A 14,133-nucleotide genomic window follows, 5' to 3' on the forward strand; every position below is an offset into this window, starting at 1 on the left:
GCGCCGCACCGCGCGCCGGGAACGATTGACGCTCGAGCTTCCGGATGCCGCCGTGCCCCCGTTTCCTCGACTCGTTCTCCGGACTCGACATGACGACTTCGTCTCCCGCCTCCACCACCCTGATGGCCAACGCGATCCGTGCGCTCGCGATGGACGCCGTCCAGCAAGCGAACTCCGGCCACCCCGGCATGCCGATGGGCATGGCCGAAATCGGCGTCGCGCTCTGGTCGCGCCATCTGAAGCACAACCCGACGAACCCGCACTGGGCAGACCGCGACCGCTTCGTGCTGTCGAACGGCCATGGCTCGATGCTGCTGTACTCGCTGCTGCACCTGACCGGCTACGACCTGCCGATCGAAGAGCTGAAGAACTTCCGCCAGCTGCACTCGAAGACGCCGGGCCACCCGGAATACGGGATCACGCCGGGTGTCGAGACGACCACCGGCCCGCTCGGCCAGGGTCTCGCGAACGCGGTCGGCATGGCGCTCGGCGAAGCGCTGATGGCCGACGAGTTCAACCGCGACGGCGCGAAGATCGTCGATCACCACACGTACGTGTTCCTCGGCGACGGCTGCCTGATGGAAGGCATCTCGCACGAAGCCTGCTCGCTCGCGGGCACGCTGAAGCTGAACAAGCTGATCGCGCTGTACGACGACAACGGCATCTCGATCGACGGCGACGTCGTGAACTGGTTCCACGACGACACGCCGAAGCGCTTCGAAGCGTACGGCTGGAACGTGATCCCGAACGTGAACGGCCATGACGTCGACGCGGTCGACGCGGCGATCGCGAAGGCGAAGCTGTCGGACAAGCCGACGCTAATCTGCTGCAAGACGGTGATCGGCAAGGGCGCGGCGACCAAGGCCGGCGGCCACGACGTGCATGGCGCTGCGCTCGGCGCGGAAGAAATCGCGAAGACGCGCGAAGCGCTCGGCTGGAAGTGGGAGCCGTTCGTGATTCCGCAGGAAGTCTATGCGGCATGGGACGCGAAGGAAGCCGGCAAGCGTGCCGAGACCGACTGGGACGCGACGTTCGCGCAATATCGCGCGAAGTTCCCGGCAGAAGCCGCCGAATTCGAGCGCCGGATGGCTAACCAGCTGCCGGCCGACTGGGCGCAGAAGGCGGCGGCGATCATTGCCGGCGCGAACGAGCGCGCCGAGACGGTCGCGACCCGCAAGGCGTCGCAGCAGGCGATCGAAGGGCTGGCCGCGGCGCTGCCCGAGTTGCTCGGCGGCTCGGCCGACCTGACCGGCTCGAACCTGACCAACTGGAAGGCCTCGAAGGCTGTCCGCGCGAATCCGGAAGGCGCGGGCGTCGTGCTGGGCAACCATATCAACTACGGCGTGCGCGAATTCGGCATGAGCGCCGCGATCAACGGCCTCGCGCTGCACGGCGGCCACAAGCCGTTCGGCGGCACGTTCCTGACGTTCTCCGACTACAGCCGCAACGCGCTGCGCGTGGCCGCGCTGATGAAGGTGCCGTCGATCTTCGTGTTCACGCACGATTCGATCGGCCTCGGCGAAGACGGCCCGACGCACCAGTCGATCGAGCACGTGTCGAGCCTGCGCCTGATCCCGAACCACGACGTGTGGCGTCCGGCCGACACGGTCGAGACGGCCGTTGCATGGACGCACGCGGTTGCCGCGGATCGTCCGTCTAGCCTGATCTTCAGCCGCCAGAACCTCGCGTTCAACCCGCGCACCGACGCGCAGATCGCGAACATCGAGAAGGGCGGCTACGTACTGAAGGACTGGGACGAAGAAATCGTCGCGCGCAAGATCATCCTGATCGCGACGGGTTCGGAAGTCGAGCTCGCGATGAAGGCCGTCGAGCCGCTCGCGCAGCAGGGCATCGCGGCGCGCGTCGTGTCGATGCCGTCGACCAACGTGTTCGATCGCCAGGACGCCGAATACCGCGAACGCGTGCTGCCGCACGGCGTGCGCCGCGTCGCGATCGAAGCCGGCGTAACGTCCTTCTGGCACAAGTACGTCGGCCTCGAAGGCGGCGTCGTCGGGATCGACACGTTCGGCGAATCGGCGCCGGCCGGCGTGCTGTTCAAGTACTTCGGCTTCACCGTCGAGCACGTCGTCGAGACCGCGAAGGCCGTGCTGGCCTAAAAGCATTCGCGACGCGCGCCACCCGTTGCGCGCGTCGCACCGTGAAGCTGCACGAAACGAATTTTTTCAGCCATCAGGAGATAGACCATGACGATTCGCGTCGCAATCAACGGCTACGGCCGTATCGGCCGCAACACGCTGCGCGCGTTTTATGAAAACGGCAAGAAGCACGATCTCGAGATCGTCGCGATCAACGACCTGGGCGATGCGAAGACCAACGCGCACCTGACCCAGTACGACACCGCGCACGGCAAGTTCCCGGGCGAAGTGTCGGTCGACGGCGACTACCTCGTCGTGAACGGCGACAAGATCCGCGTGCTGGCGAACCGCAACCCGGCCGAACTGCCGTGGGGCGAGCTCGGCGTCGACGTCGTGATGGAGTGCACGGGCTTTTTCACGACCAAGGAAAAGGCGAGCGCGCACCTGAAGGGCGGCGCGAAGAAGGTGATCATCTCGGCGCCGGGCGGCAAGGACGTCGACGCGACGATCGTCTACGGCGTGAACCACAACGTGCTGAAGGCCGAGCACACGGTCATCTCGAACGCATCGTGCACGACGAACTGCCTCGCGCCGCTCGTCAAGCCGCTGAACGACAAGATCGGCCTCGAAACCGGCCTGATGACGACGATCCACGCATACACGAACGACCAGGTGCTGACGGACGTTTATCACGAAGACCTGCGCCGCGCGCGTTCGGCCACGCACAGCCAGATCCCGACGAAGACGGGCGCTGCTTCGGCCGTCGGCCTCGTGCTGCCGGAACTGAACGGCAAGCTCGACGGTTACGCGATCCGCGTCCCGACGATCAACGTGTCGATCGTCGACCTGTCGTTCATCGCCAAGCGCGACACGACGGTCGAGGAAGTCAACGCGATCATGAAGGAAGCATCGGAAGGCGCGCTGAAGGGCATCCTCGGCTATAACGACGCACCGCTGGTGTCGATCGACTTCAACCACAACCCGGCTTCGTCGACGTTCGACGCGACGCTGACCAAGGTGTCGGGCCGCCTCGTCAAGGTGTCGAGCTGGTACGACAACGAGTGGGGTTTCTCGAACCGCATGCTGGATACGGCTGTCGCGTTCGCGAACGCGAAGTAATCCCGCACGTCGAGCGGCCGCGGCAACGCGGCACGCGCGGCGAACGAGCCCGGCCCGGTTTTCCGGCCGGGCTTTTTCATTGCCCCGACTTCGTCATCGCCTGTCCGCCGTCACCTGCTCGAGTGCGTCGACGAACGCACGCTTAAGCGGGCTGTCGACGTCGGTCCACGCGAGGCCGATGCCGCTTCGGTGGCCGGCCAGGTCGAGCGGCCGCGCGAGCACGTTCGGCGGCAGCGCGCTGGCGGCCTCTGCCGGGATCAGCCCGATGCCCATCCCCGCCGCGACGAGCGCGAGCATCGTCGTGAATTCCCCGAACTCCTGCGCGATTTCGAGCGTCGTGCCCGCGCGGCTCAACGCGAGCAGCATGTCGTCGTGAAAGCCGGGCGCATAGCGGCGCGCGAGCACGAACGCGGGCTGGCCGCGCAGTGCGGCCGGCGGGATCGTGTCGTGCGCGGCGAGCGGATGGTCGAGCGGCAGCGCGACGACGAAGCCTTCTTCCAGCACCACGCGCGTGTCGATGCCCGCATACGCGGCCGGCAGCCGGATCATTCCGAAATCGATCCGCCGGTCGCGCAGCGCGGCGATCTGGTCGGGCGTCGGCATGTCCTTCAGTTCGAGCGCGATCAGCGGATAGCGCTCGCGCATCGTGCGCAGCACGGCCGGCAGCAGCGTAGGCAGCACCGACGACACGAACGCGATCCGCAGCGTGCCGATCTCGCCGCGGCTCGACAGCCGCGCCATCTGTTCCGCACGCGCGGCCTGCTGCAGCGTCGCGCGCGCTTCCGGCAGGAACACGCGCCCCGTGTCGCTCAGTTCGACCTTGTGGCGGTCGCGCTCGAACAGCCGCGCACCGAGTTCTTCCTCGAGCGCCTTGATCTGCATGCTCAGCGCGGGCTGCACGATGAACAGGCGCTGCGCCGCGCGCCCGAAATGCAGCTCTTCCGCGAGCGTGACGAAGGCGCGCAATTGCTTGAGTTCCATGGGCGGCGGGCAGGAGAGGGCGGTAATCAGATTTCATGATAACCGGATCAAAAAAGACCATTGGCGCGGCATCGGGCCGGCAGCCGAAGATACCGTCAACGCGAGACCGGCCGCGACGGGCAGCCGGCTCCACTGGCACGAGGAGACATGCATGACCAACGCGCTTGACCGGTTCCGCCTTGACGGCCGCCGCGCACTGATCACGGGTTCCGGACGCGGGATCGGGCTGACGCTCGCCCGCGGGCTCGCGGAAGCCGGCGCGGCGATCGTCATCAACGATCGCAATGAAGAGAAGGCCGCGACGCTCGCGCGCCGTTTCCGCGACGAAGGCTTCGCGGCCGACCATGCGGTGTTCGACGTCGCCGAGCATGCGCAGGTGCGCGCGGCGATCGACGACTTCGAGGCGCGCGTCGGCGCGATCGACATCCTCGTGAACAACGCGGGCATCCAGCGCCGCGCGCCGCTCGACGCATTCGAGCCCGACGACTGGCATGCGCTGATGCGCGTGAATCTCGACGGCGTGTTCAACGTCGCGCAGGCCGTCGCGCGTCACATGATCGCGCGCGGCCACGGGAAGATCATCAACATCTGCTCGGTGCAGAGCGAACTCGCGCGGCCGACGATCGCGCCGTACGCGGCGTCGAAGGGCGCGGTGCGGATGCTGACGAAAGGGATGTGCGCCGACTGGGCGCGCCACGGCATCCAGGCCAACGGCCTCGCGCCCGGCTATTTCGAAACGGAGCTGAATCGCGCGCTGGTCGACGACGCGGCGTTCTCGGACTGGCTGTGCAAGCGCACGCCGGCCGGCCGCTGGGGGCGCGTCGACGAGCTGTGCGGCGCGGCGATTTTCCTTGCGTCGGCCGCATCCGATTTCGTCAACGGTCAGACGCTGTTCGTCGATGGCGGCCTGACCAGCGCCGTATAGGGAGGAAGGTCATGCGTATGCGTTGCATGTGTGTCGTGATCCACGGGCCGAACGACCTGCGGGTCGAAGAACAGGACGCGGGCGAAATCGGCCCGGGCCAGGTGCGCGTCGATGTTGCGATGGGCGGCATCTGCGGGTCCGACCTGCATTACTTCCGGCACGGCGGCTTCGGCGCGATCCGGCTGCAGCAGCCGATGGTGCTCGGCCACGAGGTTGCCGGTACGGTCGCGGAGGTCGCGCAGGACGTGACGTCGGTGAAGGTCGGCGATCGCGTCGCGGTCAACCCGAGCCGGCCGTGCGGTGCGTGCCGCTACTGCCTCGAAGGCTTGCCGAACCAGTGTCTGGACATGCGCTTCTACGGTAGCGCGATGCGGATGCCGCACGTGCAGGGCGCGTTTCGCAACGCGCTCGTGTGCGACGCGGCGCAGTGCGTGAAGGTCGCCGATCATGTGCCGCTGTCGCTCGCGGCACTCGCCGAGCCGTTCGCGGTCGGGTTGCATGCGGTGTCGCGCGCGGGCCCGCTGATCGGCAAGCGCGTGCTCGTGTCGGGCTGCGGGCCGATCGGCGTGCTGGCGATCGCGGCGGCGCGCGTGCACGGCGCGGCGGAGATCGTCGCGACCGACGTCGTCGAAGCGCCGCTGGAAGTGGCCCGCGCGCTCGGCGCCGACCACACGATCAATGCGGCGGCCGATGCCGGATGGGTCGCGCGCTACGGCGCCGACAAGGGCACGTTCGACGTGATGATCGAGTGTTCGGGCAATGCGCGCGCGTTGCGCGACGGGCTGGACGTGATGCGTCCGCGCGGCGTCGTCGTGCAGCTCGGGCTCGGCGGCGATGTCAGCCTGCCGCAGAACGTCGTGGTCGCGAAGGAGTTGTCGATCTGCGGATCGTTCCGCTTCCATGCGGAATTCGCGCTCGCGGTGCAACTGATCAACGCGGCGCGCGTCGACCTGCGGCCGGCCATCACGCGCGTGTTCCCGATGCGCGACGCGAACCTCGCGTTCGAACTGGCCGGCGACCGGCAGCGCGCGATGAAGGTGCTGATCGATTTCGCGGGCGAGGCCGCGTGATCGTCCGGCGCCAGCGCGTGCTTTTTTCGTGATCGACGCGAATCCGGTCGCTGCGGCGTGATGCTCGTGCGGCGCGCGCCGCACGGCCGTCAGGCGCCCGGCGTCGGGAAGAAGATGCCCGCGCGCTGCGCGGCGTTCGCGATGTGCGTTTCGATCGCGCTGCCCGCGGCGGCGGCATCGCGCGCGATCAGCGCATCGACGATCGCGCGGTGCTCGTGCCACGTCGACAGCAGCAGCTCGCGCCGGTAGAACGGCATGCGCTGGCTTTCCTTCATGATGTCCGCGCTGCCGCGCAGGATCGATTCGATCGCCGCGTTGCCGGCGAGATGGACGATCCGCATATGGAAGTCGAAGTCGAGCTGCGACGCCTCGTCGAGCGCGTTTTCGGTCAGCGCGACGTGCAGGTCGGCGAGATTGTCTTCGAACCACGCGATGTCGTCGTCGCTGACCACGCGCGCGGCCATCCGCGCGGCGAACCCTTCGAGCGCGTAGCGCATCTGGTAGGTATCGGGCGGCGACGACTGCTCGGCAAACTGCCAGGCATGCGCGGCAGTTGCCTGCGCGCTTTCGACGTACACGCCCTTGCCCGCGCGGATGCGCAGCATCCCGAGCGCCTCGAGCGTCGACAGCGCCTCGCGCAGCGACGCACGGCTGATCTCCAGCTCCTCGGAGAGCTGACGCTGGGCCGGCAGCAGGCTGCCGACCGGATAAACGCCTGCCTCGATCCGGTCGCGGATCGTCGCGATGGCGGCGTCGGTCACGGTGTGCGGAACATTTTTCATGATGTGAACGATGGCCGGTCTGACCGGCATTGTAATCCGCACGGGCGCAGTGCATGACCGCACTACGGGAAAGCCACGATCCGGCCCGCTTTCGGGGCCGCCGGACGCATGCCAAGGGGCGGGAAATCCCTATTTTGTCCGTCCTTGACGTCACTATATCGGCTTCCTACTATCCACCATAACATCACTGGTCTTACCAGTATGAACAGACGAAACTGCAACCGTTGGATCGGGAGAGCGCCGTGTCGAAATTCCTCAATTCGCTGTTTGGCCGGGTAGTCGTCGCATTGATCCTGGGGGTCGCGCTCGGCGCGTTCTTCCCGCATTTCGCCGAGTCGCTGCGACCGCTCGGCGACGGCTTCCTGAAGCTCATCAAGATGGTCATCGGCCCGATCGTGTTCTGCGTCGTGGTCAGCGGGATGGCCAACGCGGGCGACCTGAAGAAGGTCGGCCGGGTCGGCCTGAAGGCCGTCATCTACTTCGAGATCATGACGACGCTCGCGCTCGGCATCGGCCTCGTGCTCGCGTGGGTCACGCGCCCGGGCGTCGGGATGAACATCGACCTGCATTCGCTCGACGCGTCGTCGCTCGCGTCGTACGCGAAGAACGCCGAAAGCCTGAAGGACACCGCCGGCTACCTGATGAAGATCATCCCCGACACCGCGATCGACGCGTTCGCGAAGGGCGACATCCTGCAGATCCTCGTGTTCGCGGTGCTGTTCGGCTCCGCGCTGTCGCTGCTCGGCGACAAGGCGCAGCGCGTCAACTCGCTGATCGAGGAACTGTCGCACGTGTTCTTCCGGATCATCGGCTTCATCATCAAGCTCGCGCCGCTCGGCGTGCTCGGCGCGATCGCGTTCACGACCGGCAAGTACGGCGTCGCGTCGCTCAAGCAGCTCGGCTACCTCGTCGCGGTGTTCTACCTGAGCTGCTTCGTGTTCGTCACGGTGGTGCTCGGCATCGTGATGCGGCTCGCGGGTTTCTCGGTGTTCAAGCTGATCCGCTACCTGCGCGAGGAACTGTCGATCGTGCTCGGCACGGCGTCGTCGGACGCGGTGCTGCCGCAGGTAATGCGCAAGCTCGAATACATGGGCGTCAAGGATTCGACGGTCGGCCTCGTGATCCCGACCGGCTATTCGTTCAACCTCGACGGCTTCTCGATCTACCTGACGCTCGCCGTGCTGTTCATCGCGCAGGCCACCAACACGCCGCTGTCGACGCATGACCTGATCGTGGTGCTGCTCGTGTCGCTCGTCACGTCGAAGGGTGCGCACGGGATTCCCGGTTCGGCGATCGTGATCCTCGCGGCGACGCTGTCGGCGATCCCGGCGATTCCGGTGCTCGGCCTCGTGCTGATCCTGCCGGTCGACTGGTTCGTCGGCATCGCCCGCGCGCTGACCAACCTGATCGGCAACTGCGTCGCGACGGTCGTCGTCGCGGTATGGGAGAACGATATCGACAAGGTCCGCGCGAAGCGCGTGCTGAACCGCGAGCTGCGCTACGTACCGGCCGAAGAGGAAGGCCGCGCGGCGCCGGTCGCCGGCGACCAGGCCCACGCGCTCTGAGCGCCGCGCGGGGCGCCTTCGCCCCCGGTTGACCCGCGCGATCGATTTACATGCGGCCGGCGCCCCGATGCGCCGGAACTTGATCAGAAATTGCTTTGCATGGGATGAGAGTAAGCGCTGAAGCACTAACTCCCATCGACCGCGAAGCATGGGATGGGAGTAAGAGCTAAAGCGCTAACTCTCATCGACCGCGAAGCATGGGATGGGAGTAAGTGCTAAAGCACTAACTCCCATCGACAGGAGACGACATGGCAGCCCCCATCCTCGATCCGAACGCGCCGGCCTTCACGCGGCGCTACATGAACCTCGCCGACCCGCGCCTCGGTGCGCAGGCATTGTTTGCGAGCGACGAATTCTTCGCGCCGAAAGAGCGCATGCTGAATCCCGAGCCGGCCGTGTTCATTCCCGGCAAGTACGACGACCACGGCAAGTGGATGGACGGCTGGGAAACGCGCCGCAAGCGCACGACGGGCCACGACTTCTGTGTGGTGCGGCTCGCGCGGCCGGGCGTGATTTTCGGCGTCGATCTCGATACGAGCCACTTCACCGGCAACTTCCCGCCGGCCGCGTCGATCGAGGCGTGCGTCGCCGACGGCGACACGCCGCCCGACGACGCCGAATGGCGCACGATCGTTCCCGCGACGACGCTGCAGGGCAATTCGCATCACTACGTGAGCGTCGACGACGCGCAGCCGGTCACGCACCTGCGCGTGAACCTGTATCCGGACGGCGGGCTCGCGCGGCTGCGCGTGTACGGCCAGCCGCAGCGCGACTGGCGCCATGTGCCGGCCGGCGAACTCGTCGATCTTGCCGCGATCGAGAACGGCGGTTATCTGGTGGCCGCGAACAACCAGCACTTCGGCCCGGCATCGCAGATGCTGATGCCGGGGCGCGGCGCGAACATGGGCGATGGCTGGGAAACGCGGCGCCGCCGCGAGCCCGGCAACGACTGGGCGATCGTCGCGCTCGCGCGGCCGGGTATCATCCGGCGCGTCGAGGTCGATACGGCGTTCTTCAAGGGCAACTTCCCCGACCGCTGCTCGCTGCAGGCCGCGCGGGTTGCGGGCGGCACCGACGATTCGCTGGTCACGCAGGCGATGTTCTGGGCCGAATTGCTCGGCGAGCAGAAGCTGTCGATGGACCACGTGCATACGTTCGACCAGCTCGCGGCGCTCGGCCCCGTCACGCACGTGCGCTTCAACATCTTCCCGGACGGCGGCGTGTCGCGCCTGCGTCTGTGGGGCGAGCCGGCTTGAAGGAGGGCGACGGCGTGAGCGGACCCCATATCCTGCGCGTCGAGCGCCTGACCCGCGAAGCGTTCGCGCCGTTCGGCGACGTGATCGCGCTCGAGGGCGCACGGCATTTCCCGATCAACGGCGGCACGACCGAGCGCTTCCACGATCTCGCGACGATCGACGTCTGCGCGGACGGCGGCCGGCCGCTCGTCAGCGTGTTTCGCGCGCAGCCGCGCGCGCTGCCGGTCGCGGTCACGCTGATGGAGCGCCATCCGCACGGCAGCCAGGCGTTCATCCCGCTCGCGGCCGTGTCGCGCTATGCGATCGTCGTCGCGCCGGCCGGCGAATTCCGGCCCGACGCGATGCGCGCGTTCCTGGCCGAAGGCTGGCAGGGCGTGAACTATGCGAAGGGCGTCTGGCACCATCCGCTGCTCGCGCTCGACGCGGTCAGCGATTTCGTGATCGTCGATCGCGGCGGGCCGCAGCCGAACTGCGACGAGATCCCGCTCGACCGTGCGTGGGCGCTCGAGTTCGAGCCGGCCTGCACGAGCACGGCCTGACGCGGCGCGAGGCAGGCGTCCGGTTCCCGGCGCCGGTTTCGCGCGCGCCGAAGGGCTTTCGTAAGATTTTCGAGCCGGCACGCGCGCGGCGCGGAGCATGATCCCGAAAAGAACACGGCCCGGGCGGCGAGATGCCGGCCGGGCCGTGCTTCGTGCGCGGGTGGCGCGATTCAGTGCTTGCGGTGCGGGCAGTTCTCGGTCGTGCAGGAACCGTACATCGCGAGCGAGTGCTCCTGGAGCCGGAAGCCGCGCTCCTTTGCGATCGCCTGCTGGCGGCCTTCGATCTCGGCGTCGAAGAATTCCTCGACGCGGCCGCAATCGAGGCACACGAGGTGGTCGTGGTGCGAGCCTTCGTTCAGTTCGAACACGGCCTTGCCGGATTCGAAGTTGCTGCGCGTGAGCAGGCCGGCCTGCTCGAACTGCGTCAGCACGCGGTAGACGGTGGCGAGCCCGATGTCGAGCTGCTCGTTGAGCAGGTTCCGGTAGACGTCTTCCGCCGTCAGGTGGCGCACGGGGCTCTGCTGGAAGATCTCGAGAATCTTGAGGCGCGGTAGGGTGGCCTTTAGCCCGATATTCTTGAGATCCGTCGGATTGGTCATGGCTAGGCATCCCTAGAGTACAATGCAGGGCTTCAATGTTACCGGCTTTTCGCCGTTCCAGATACACGCGCGGCCTGCGACGCAGGCCAGCACGGTGAAGGAAATGATCCCAGAAACGCTTTCGCACTTTCAGAGGAGTCGCATGCGGAGTGCCATCATCGCTGCCGCCGCCGTTGCGGCGCTGGCTGGTTGTTCGTCGTACGACAGCGTGACGCAGCGCATCGCGCAGAGCATCACGCCCTATCGGATCACCGTCGTGCAGGGCAACTTCGTGTCGCAGGAGAAGGCCGCACAACTGCAGGTCGGCATGACGCGCGAGCAGGTGCGCGCGTTGCTCGGCACGCCGCTGCTGGCGGACATGTTCCACGCCGACCGCTGGGATTACCTCTTCTACTTCAAGCGCGGCTCGACATCGATCGTCCAGCAGCGCGATCTCGTCGTGACCTTCTCGGGCGATCGCCTCGCGGGCTGGACCGGCGCCGAGAACCTGCCGTCCGAGCTCGACCTGCTGGCCGACATCGACGGCGACCGCGGCGGCAAGAAGGCGAAGGCGGCCGCGGCGGCGAAGGCCGCTTCCGAGGCGGCTGCCGCGCGCGCTGCACAAGCGGCGAGCGCGCCGGCGCCGGAGGCTGTCGCCAGCCCGTCCGCCGTGCCGGCGTCCGGCGCGGTGGTCGACCAGGATGCGAACGCGCAGGCCGCCCGCGCGGCGAACCGCGCGACCAACCAGGTATCGGGTCAGGGCTCGAACGCGCGCCGCTTCGCGCCGGCCGCGCAGGCTGCCGCCGGTGCGCCGGTGCCGGGCGGCCAGCCGCCGGGCGCGGTGCCGGCGATCCAGCCGCAGTTCCAGTTCCATCGTCCGCCGCAGCCGAACGCGTCGAGCGAGGCGTCGCCGCCGGTCGGCCCGCAAGGCTCGGACACGCTGCAGAACCAGCCGCTCACCGCGCCGGCCCAGTCGCAGTAAGCGGCCGGCGTGCGGAAACGGGGCGGCTTGCGCCGCCCGCCTTTAGACCTGTCGTGTAGAAAGCCATGAAGATTGCGATTGCCGGCGCATCGGGCCGAATGGGCCGGATGCTGATCGAAGCCGTTCTCAACGATCCCGACGCACAGCTCGTCGGCGCGCTCGACCGCGCCGATTCGCCGTTCCTCGGCCAGGACGCCGGCGCGTTCCTCGGCAAGGAAACCGGGATCAAGCTGACCGACGACCTCGACGCGGTGTTCGCGCAGGCCGACTACCTGATCGATTTCACGCGCCCGGAAGGCACGATCGCGCACGTCGAGGCCGCGCTGCGCCACGACGTGAAGCTCGTGATCGGCACGACCGGCTTCACCGCCGAGCAGAAGGCCGAACTGCAGGCCGCCGCGGGCAAGATCGGCATCGTGTTCGCAGCGAACATGAGCGTCGGCGTGAACGTCACGCTGAAGCTGCTCGAATTCGCGGCCAAGCATTTCTCGCACGGCTACGACATCGAGATCATCGAGGCGCATCACCGCCACAAGGTCGATGCGCCGTCGGGCACCGCGCTGATGATGGGCGAAGCCGTCGCCGGCGCGCTCGGGCGCTCGCTCGACGATTGCGCGGTGTACGGCCGCCACGGCGTGACGGGCGAACGCGATCCGTCGTCGATCGGCTTTGCCGCGGTGCGCGGCGGCGACATCGTCGGCGATCACACCGTGCTGTTCGCCGGGATCGGCGAGCGCATCGAGATCACGCACAAGTCATCGAGCCGCGTGTCGTACGCGCAGGGCGCGCTGCGCGCGGTCCGCTTCCTGTCGGCGCGCGGCGCCGGCCTGTTCGACATGCAGGACGTGCTCGGCCTGCGCTGACACCCAACGGGGAAACTCCGATGGCGATTCCCACCGGCGTTGTCCACTACCTCGAAAGCGGCGATGCGATCACGCATGCCGTCGCCTATGTGCTGCTGGCGATGTCCGTCGCCAGCTGGTGCTTCCTCTTCATGAAAGCCTGGCTGCTGGTCCGCGCGAAGCGGCAGGGGCCGCGCGCGCTCGCCGCGTTCTGGCGAGCGCCGTCGCTCGACGCGGGCATCGCCGCGCTCGCCGGCGCCGATCGCGAGCGCGTGTTCGTGCCGCTCGCCGAAGCCGCGCGCGATGCGGCCGACGATCACGATCCGGCTGCGCTGGCCGCGCGCGTCGAGCGCGGCGAACGCGTGCTGCGCGCGTTGCGCCACGCGATGCTGCGCTCGCAGCGGCGTCTCGAATTCGGCCAGGTGCTGCTCGCGTCGATCGGCAGCACCGCGCCGTTCGTCGGGCTGCTCGGCACCGTGTGGGGCATCTACCACGCGCTCGGCAGCATCGCCGCGAGCGGGCAGGCGCAGATCGAGAACGTCGCGGGGCCGGTCGGCGAGGCGCTGATCATGACCGCGTTCGGGCTCGTCGTCGCGATTCCGGCCGTGCTGGCCTACAACATCCTCGGGCGGCTCGTGCGGCAGCTCGCCGAGGAACTCGACGGCTTCGCGCGCGACCTGCACGTGTTCGTGTGCGCGCAGGGCGCCTGACGCGCCGGCCCGGGAGGAACGACCATGGCATTCGGCGGACTCGAGCACCACAAGACCTCCGCGCCGATGGCGGAGATCAACATGACGCCGCTGATCGACGTGATGCTGGTGCTGCTCGTCATCTTCATCATTACCGCGCCGCTGATGACGCACGCGATCCGGCTCGACCTGCCGAAGGTCGCGGCCAGCGTCGCGCGCGACACGCCGCAATCCGTCACGCTGTCGATCGACGACGCGGGCAAGCTGTACTGGGACGACGCGCCGGTTGCGCTCGACGCGCTGCCCGCGCGCTTCCGGGCCGCCGCCGCGGGCGGCGCGCCGCCCGAGCTGCGGCTGCGTGCGTCGCGCGCGACGCGCTACGACGTGATCGCGCAGGTGATGGGTGCCGCGCAGGCCGCGGGCCTCACGCGGATCGGCTTCGTGACCGACGTGCCGCCGCAGGCGGGCGGTTCCGCCGCGCCGTCTGCCGTGCCGGCGAACCGCTGAGCGGATCTTCCGGCCGGTCCACGCCCGCCGCGGGATCGGCCGACCGCCGCGAGACCGGCCGTACGGGCCGGCGCGGGCGGTATAATCATCGTTTTTCCCGGTTGGCAGGCTTTTTCAGGTAACCCGGAATTTTCCAGGCTACCCGGGCATGCTGCGGGTTACCCGGAAAATACCCGGAAACCGTGAACAGGTCCGGCAACAG

General features: G+C 67.9%; 14 protein-coding genes. 11 read left to right on the top strand and 3 right to left on the bottom strand.

Features of this window, described 5'->3' with window-relative positions:
* Positions 1 to 44 precede the first annotated feature (44 nt).
* Together tkt and gap are read left to right on the top strand one after the other, a co-directional pair.
* Positions 45 to 2,117, top strand: coding sequence for a transketolase (gene tkt / locus FPJ27_RS22055; RefSeq protein WP_204425750.1), 2,073 nt, complete (start codon positions 45 to 47; stop codon positions 2,115 to 2,117).
* 87 nt (positions 2,118 to 2,204) lie between these two features.
* Positions 2,205 to 3,215 carry a type I glyceraldehyde-3-phosphate dehydrogenase gene (gene gap / locus FPJ27_RS22060; RefSeq protein WP_010091320.1) on the top strand — a complete coding sequence of 337 codons (1,011 nt, stop codon included), beginning with the start codon at positions 2,205 to 2,207 and terminating at the stop codon, positions 3,213 to 3,215.
* A 93-nt stretch (positions 3,216 to 3,308) separates the two neighbouring features.
* Here gap and FPJ27_RS22065 read toward each other — a convergent pair whose 3' ends face one another.
* Entirely contained in the window at positions 3,309 to 4,196 is an 888-nt protein-coding gene (locus FPJ27_RS22065) for a LysR family transcriptional regulator (RefSeq protein ID WP_204425752.1), read from the bottom strand.
* A gap of 151 nt (positions 4,197 to 4,347) precedes the next feature.
* On the opposite strand from FPJ27_RS22065, the gene FPJ27_RS22070 reads away from it, so the two are divergent.
* Together FPJ27_RS22070 and FPJ27_RS22075 are read left to right on the top strand one after the other, a co-directional pair.
* Positions 4,348 to 5,121, top strand: coding sequence for an SDR family NAD(P)-dependent oxidoreductase (locus FPJ27_RS22070; RefSeq protein ID WP_204425759.1), 774 nt, complete (start codon positions 4,348 to 4,350; stop codon positions 5,119 to 5,121).
* A gap of 11 nt (positions 5,122 to 5,132) precedes the next feature.
* Positions 5,133 to 6,191 (top strand): L-idonate 5-dehydrogenase, encoded by a 1,059-nt coding sequence (locus FPJ27_RS22075; protein ID WP_072436338.1) that lies wholly within the window; start codon positions 5,133 to 5,135, stop codon positions 6,189 to 6,191.
* A gap of 89 nt (positions 6,192 to 6,280) precedes the next feature.
* Here FPJ27_RS22075 and FPJ27_RS22080 read toward each other — a convergent pair whose 3' ends face one another.
* Positions 6,281 to 7,003, bottom strand: coding sequence for an FCD domain-containing protein (locus tag FPJ27_RS22080; protein ID WP_072436337.1), 723 nt, complete (start codon positions 7,001 to 7,003; stop codon positions 6,281 to 6,283).
* A 212-nt stretch (positions 7,004 to 7,215) separates the two neighbouring features.
* Between FPJ27_RS22080 and FPJ27_RS22085 the strand changes: the two genes are divergently transcribed.
* The 3 genes from FPJ27_RS22085 (at position 7,216) to FPJ27_RS22095 (ending at position 10,333) form a co-directional block, all read left to right on the top strand.
* Complete coding sequence (locus tag FPJ27_RS22085; protein WP_204425761.1) at positions 7,216 to 8,538, top strand: C4-dicarboxylate transporter DctA; 1,323 nt, start codon at positions 7,216 to 7,218, stop codon at positions 8,536 to 8,538.
* 248 nt (positions 8,539 to 8,786) lie between these two features.
* The gene (alc, locus tag FPJ27_RS22090) at positions 8,787 to 9,794 is read left to right on the top strand and encodes an allantoicase (protein ID WP_034182710.1); all 1,008 of its coding nucleotides are present in this window, start codon (positions 8,787 to 8,789) and stop codon (positions 9,792 to 9,794) included.
* Positions 9,795 to 9,808: 14 nt separating this feature from the next.
* The gene (locus tag FPJ27_RS22095) at positions 9,809 to 10,333 is read left to right on the top strand and encodes an ureidoglycolate lyase (RefSeq protein ID WP_072436443.1); all 525 of its coding nucleotides are present in this window, start codon (positions 9,809 to 9,811) and stop codon (positions 10,331 to 10,333) included.
* Positions 10,334 to 10,503: 170 nt separating this feature from the next.
* Here FPJ27_RS22095 and fur read toward each other — a convergent pair whose 3' ends face one another.
* On the bottom strand, positions 10,504 to 10,932 hold the full coding sequence (gene fur / locus FPJ27_RS22100) for a ferric iron uptake transcriptional regulator (RefSeq protein ID WP_011350926.1): 429 nt from the start codon (positions 10,930 to 10,932) through the stop codon (positions 10,504 to 10,506).
* A 142-nt stretch (positions 10,933 to 11,074) separates the two neighbouring features.
* Here fur and FPJ27_RS22105 point away from each other — a divergent pair, with 142 nt between their 5' ends.
* The 4 genes from FPJ27_RS22105 (at position 11,075) to FPJ27_RS22120 (ending at position 13,931) form a co-directional block, all read left to right on the top strand.
* Positions 11,075 to 11,893, top strand: a complete 819-nt coding sequence (locus FPJ27_RS22105) for an outer membrane protein assembly factor BamE (RefSeq protein ID WP_072436334.1) — start codon at positions 11,075 to 11,077, stop codon at positions 11,891 to 11,893.
* A gap of 65 nt (positions 11,894 to 11,958) precedes the next feature.
* Positions 11,959 to 12,756 (top strand): 4-hydroxy-tetrahydrodipicolinate reductase, encoded by a 798-nt coding sequence (gene dapB, locus FPJ27_RS22110; protein WP_034182713.1) that lies wholly within the window; start codon positions 11,959 to 11,961, stop codon positions 12,754 to 12,756.
* Positions 12,757 to 12,776: 20 nt separating this feature from the next.
* Positions 12,777 to 13,445 carry a MotA/TolQ/ExbB proton channel family protein gene (locus FPJ27_RS22115; RefSeq protein ID WP_059581034.1) on the top strand — a complete coding sequence of 223 codons (669 nt, stop codon included), beginning with the start codon at positions 12,777 to 12,779 and terminating at the stop codon, positions 13,443 to 13,445.
* Positions 13,446 to 13,469: 24 nt separating this feature from the next.
* Positions 13,470 to 13,931 carry a biopolymer transporter ExbD gene (locus tag FPJ27_RS22120; protein ID WP_072436333.1) on the top strand — a complete coding sequence of 154 codons (462 nt, stop codon included), beginning with the start codon at positions 13,470 to 13,472 and terminating at the stop codon, positions 13,929 to 13,931.
* Positions 13,932 to 14,133 lie beyond the last annotated feature (202 nt).

The organism is Burkholderia sp. MS455, assembly GCF_016899445.1.
Classification (GTDB): domain Bacteria; phylum Pseudomonadota; class Gammaproteobacteria; order Burkholderiales; family Burkholderiaceae; genus Burkholderia; species Burkholderia pyrrocinia_C.

Bases quoted from the DNA above. Each gene is read 5' to 3' on its own strand.
- tkt (WP_204425750.1), top strand. From the start codon at position 45: ATGCCGCCGTGCCCCCGTTTCCTCGACTCGTTCTCCGGACTCGACATG.
- gap (WP_010091320.1), top strand. From the start codon at position 2,205: ATGACGATTCGCGTCGCAATCAACGGCTACGGCCGTATCGGCCGCAAC.
- FPJ27_RS22065 (WP_204425752.1), bottom strand. From the start codon at position 4,196: ATGGAACTCAAGCAATTGCGCGCCTTCGTCACGCTCGCGGAAGAGCTG.
- FPJ27_RS22070 (WP_204425759.1), top strand. From the start codon at position 4,348: ATGACCAACGCGCTTGACCGGTTCCGCCTTGACGGCCGCCGCGCACTG.
- FPJ27_RS22075 (WP_072436338.1), top strand. From the start codon at position 5,133: ATGCGTATGCGTTGCATGTGTGTCGTGATCCACGGGCCGAACGACCTG.
- FPJ27_RS22080 (WP_072436337.1), bottom strand. From the start codon at position 7,003: ATGCCGGTCAGACCGGCCATCGTTCACATCATGAAAAATGTTCCGCAC.
- alc (WP_034182710.1), top strand. From the start codon at position 8,787: ATGGCAGCCCCCATCCTCGATCCGAACGCGCCGGCCTTCACGCGGCGC.
- fur (WP_011350926.1), bottom strand. From the start codon at position 10,932: ATGACCAATCCGACGGATCTCAAGAATATCGGGCTAAAGGCCACCCTA.
- FPJ27_RS22105 (WP_072436334.1), top strand. From the start codon at position 11,075: ATGCGGAGTGCCATCATCGCTGCCGCCGCCGTTGCGGCGCTGGCTGGT.
- dapB (WP_034182713.1), top strand. From the start codon at position 11,959: ATGAAGATTGCGATTGCCGGCGCATCGGGCCGAATGGGCCGGATGCTG.
- FPJ27_RS22115 (WP_059581034.1), top strand. From the start codon at position 12,777: ATGGCGATTCCCACCGGCGTTGTCCACTACCTCGAAAGCGGCGATGCG.
- FPJ27_RS22120 (WP_072436333.1), top strand. From the start codon at position 13,470: ATGGCATTCGGCGGACTCGAGCACCACAAGACCTCCGCGCCGATGGCG.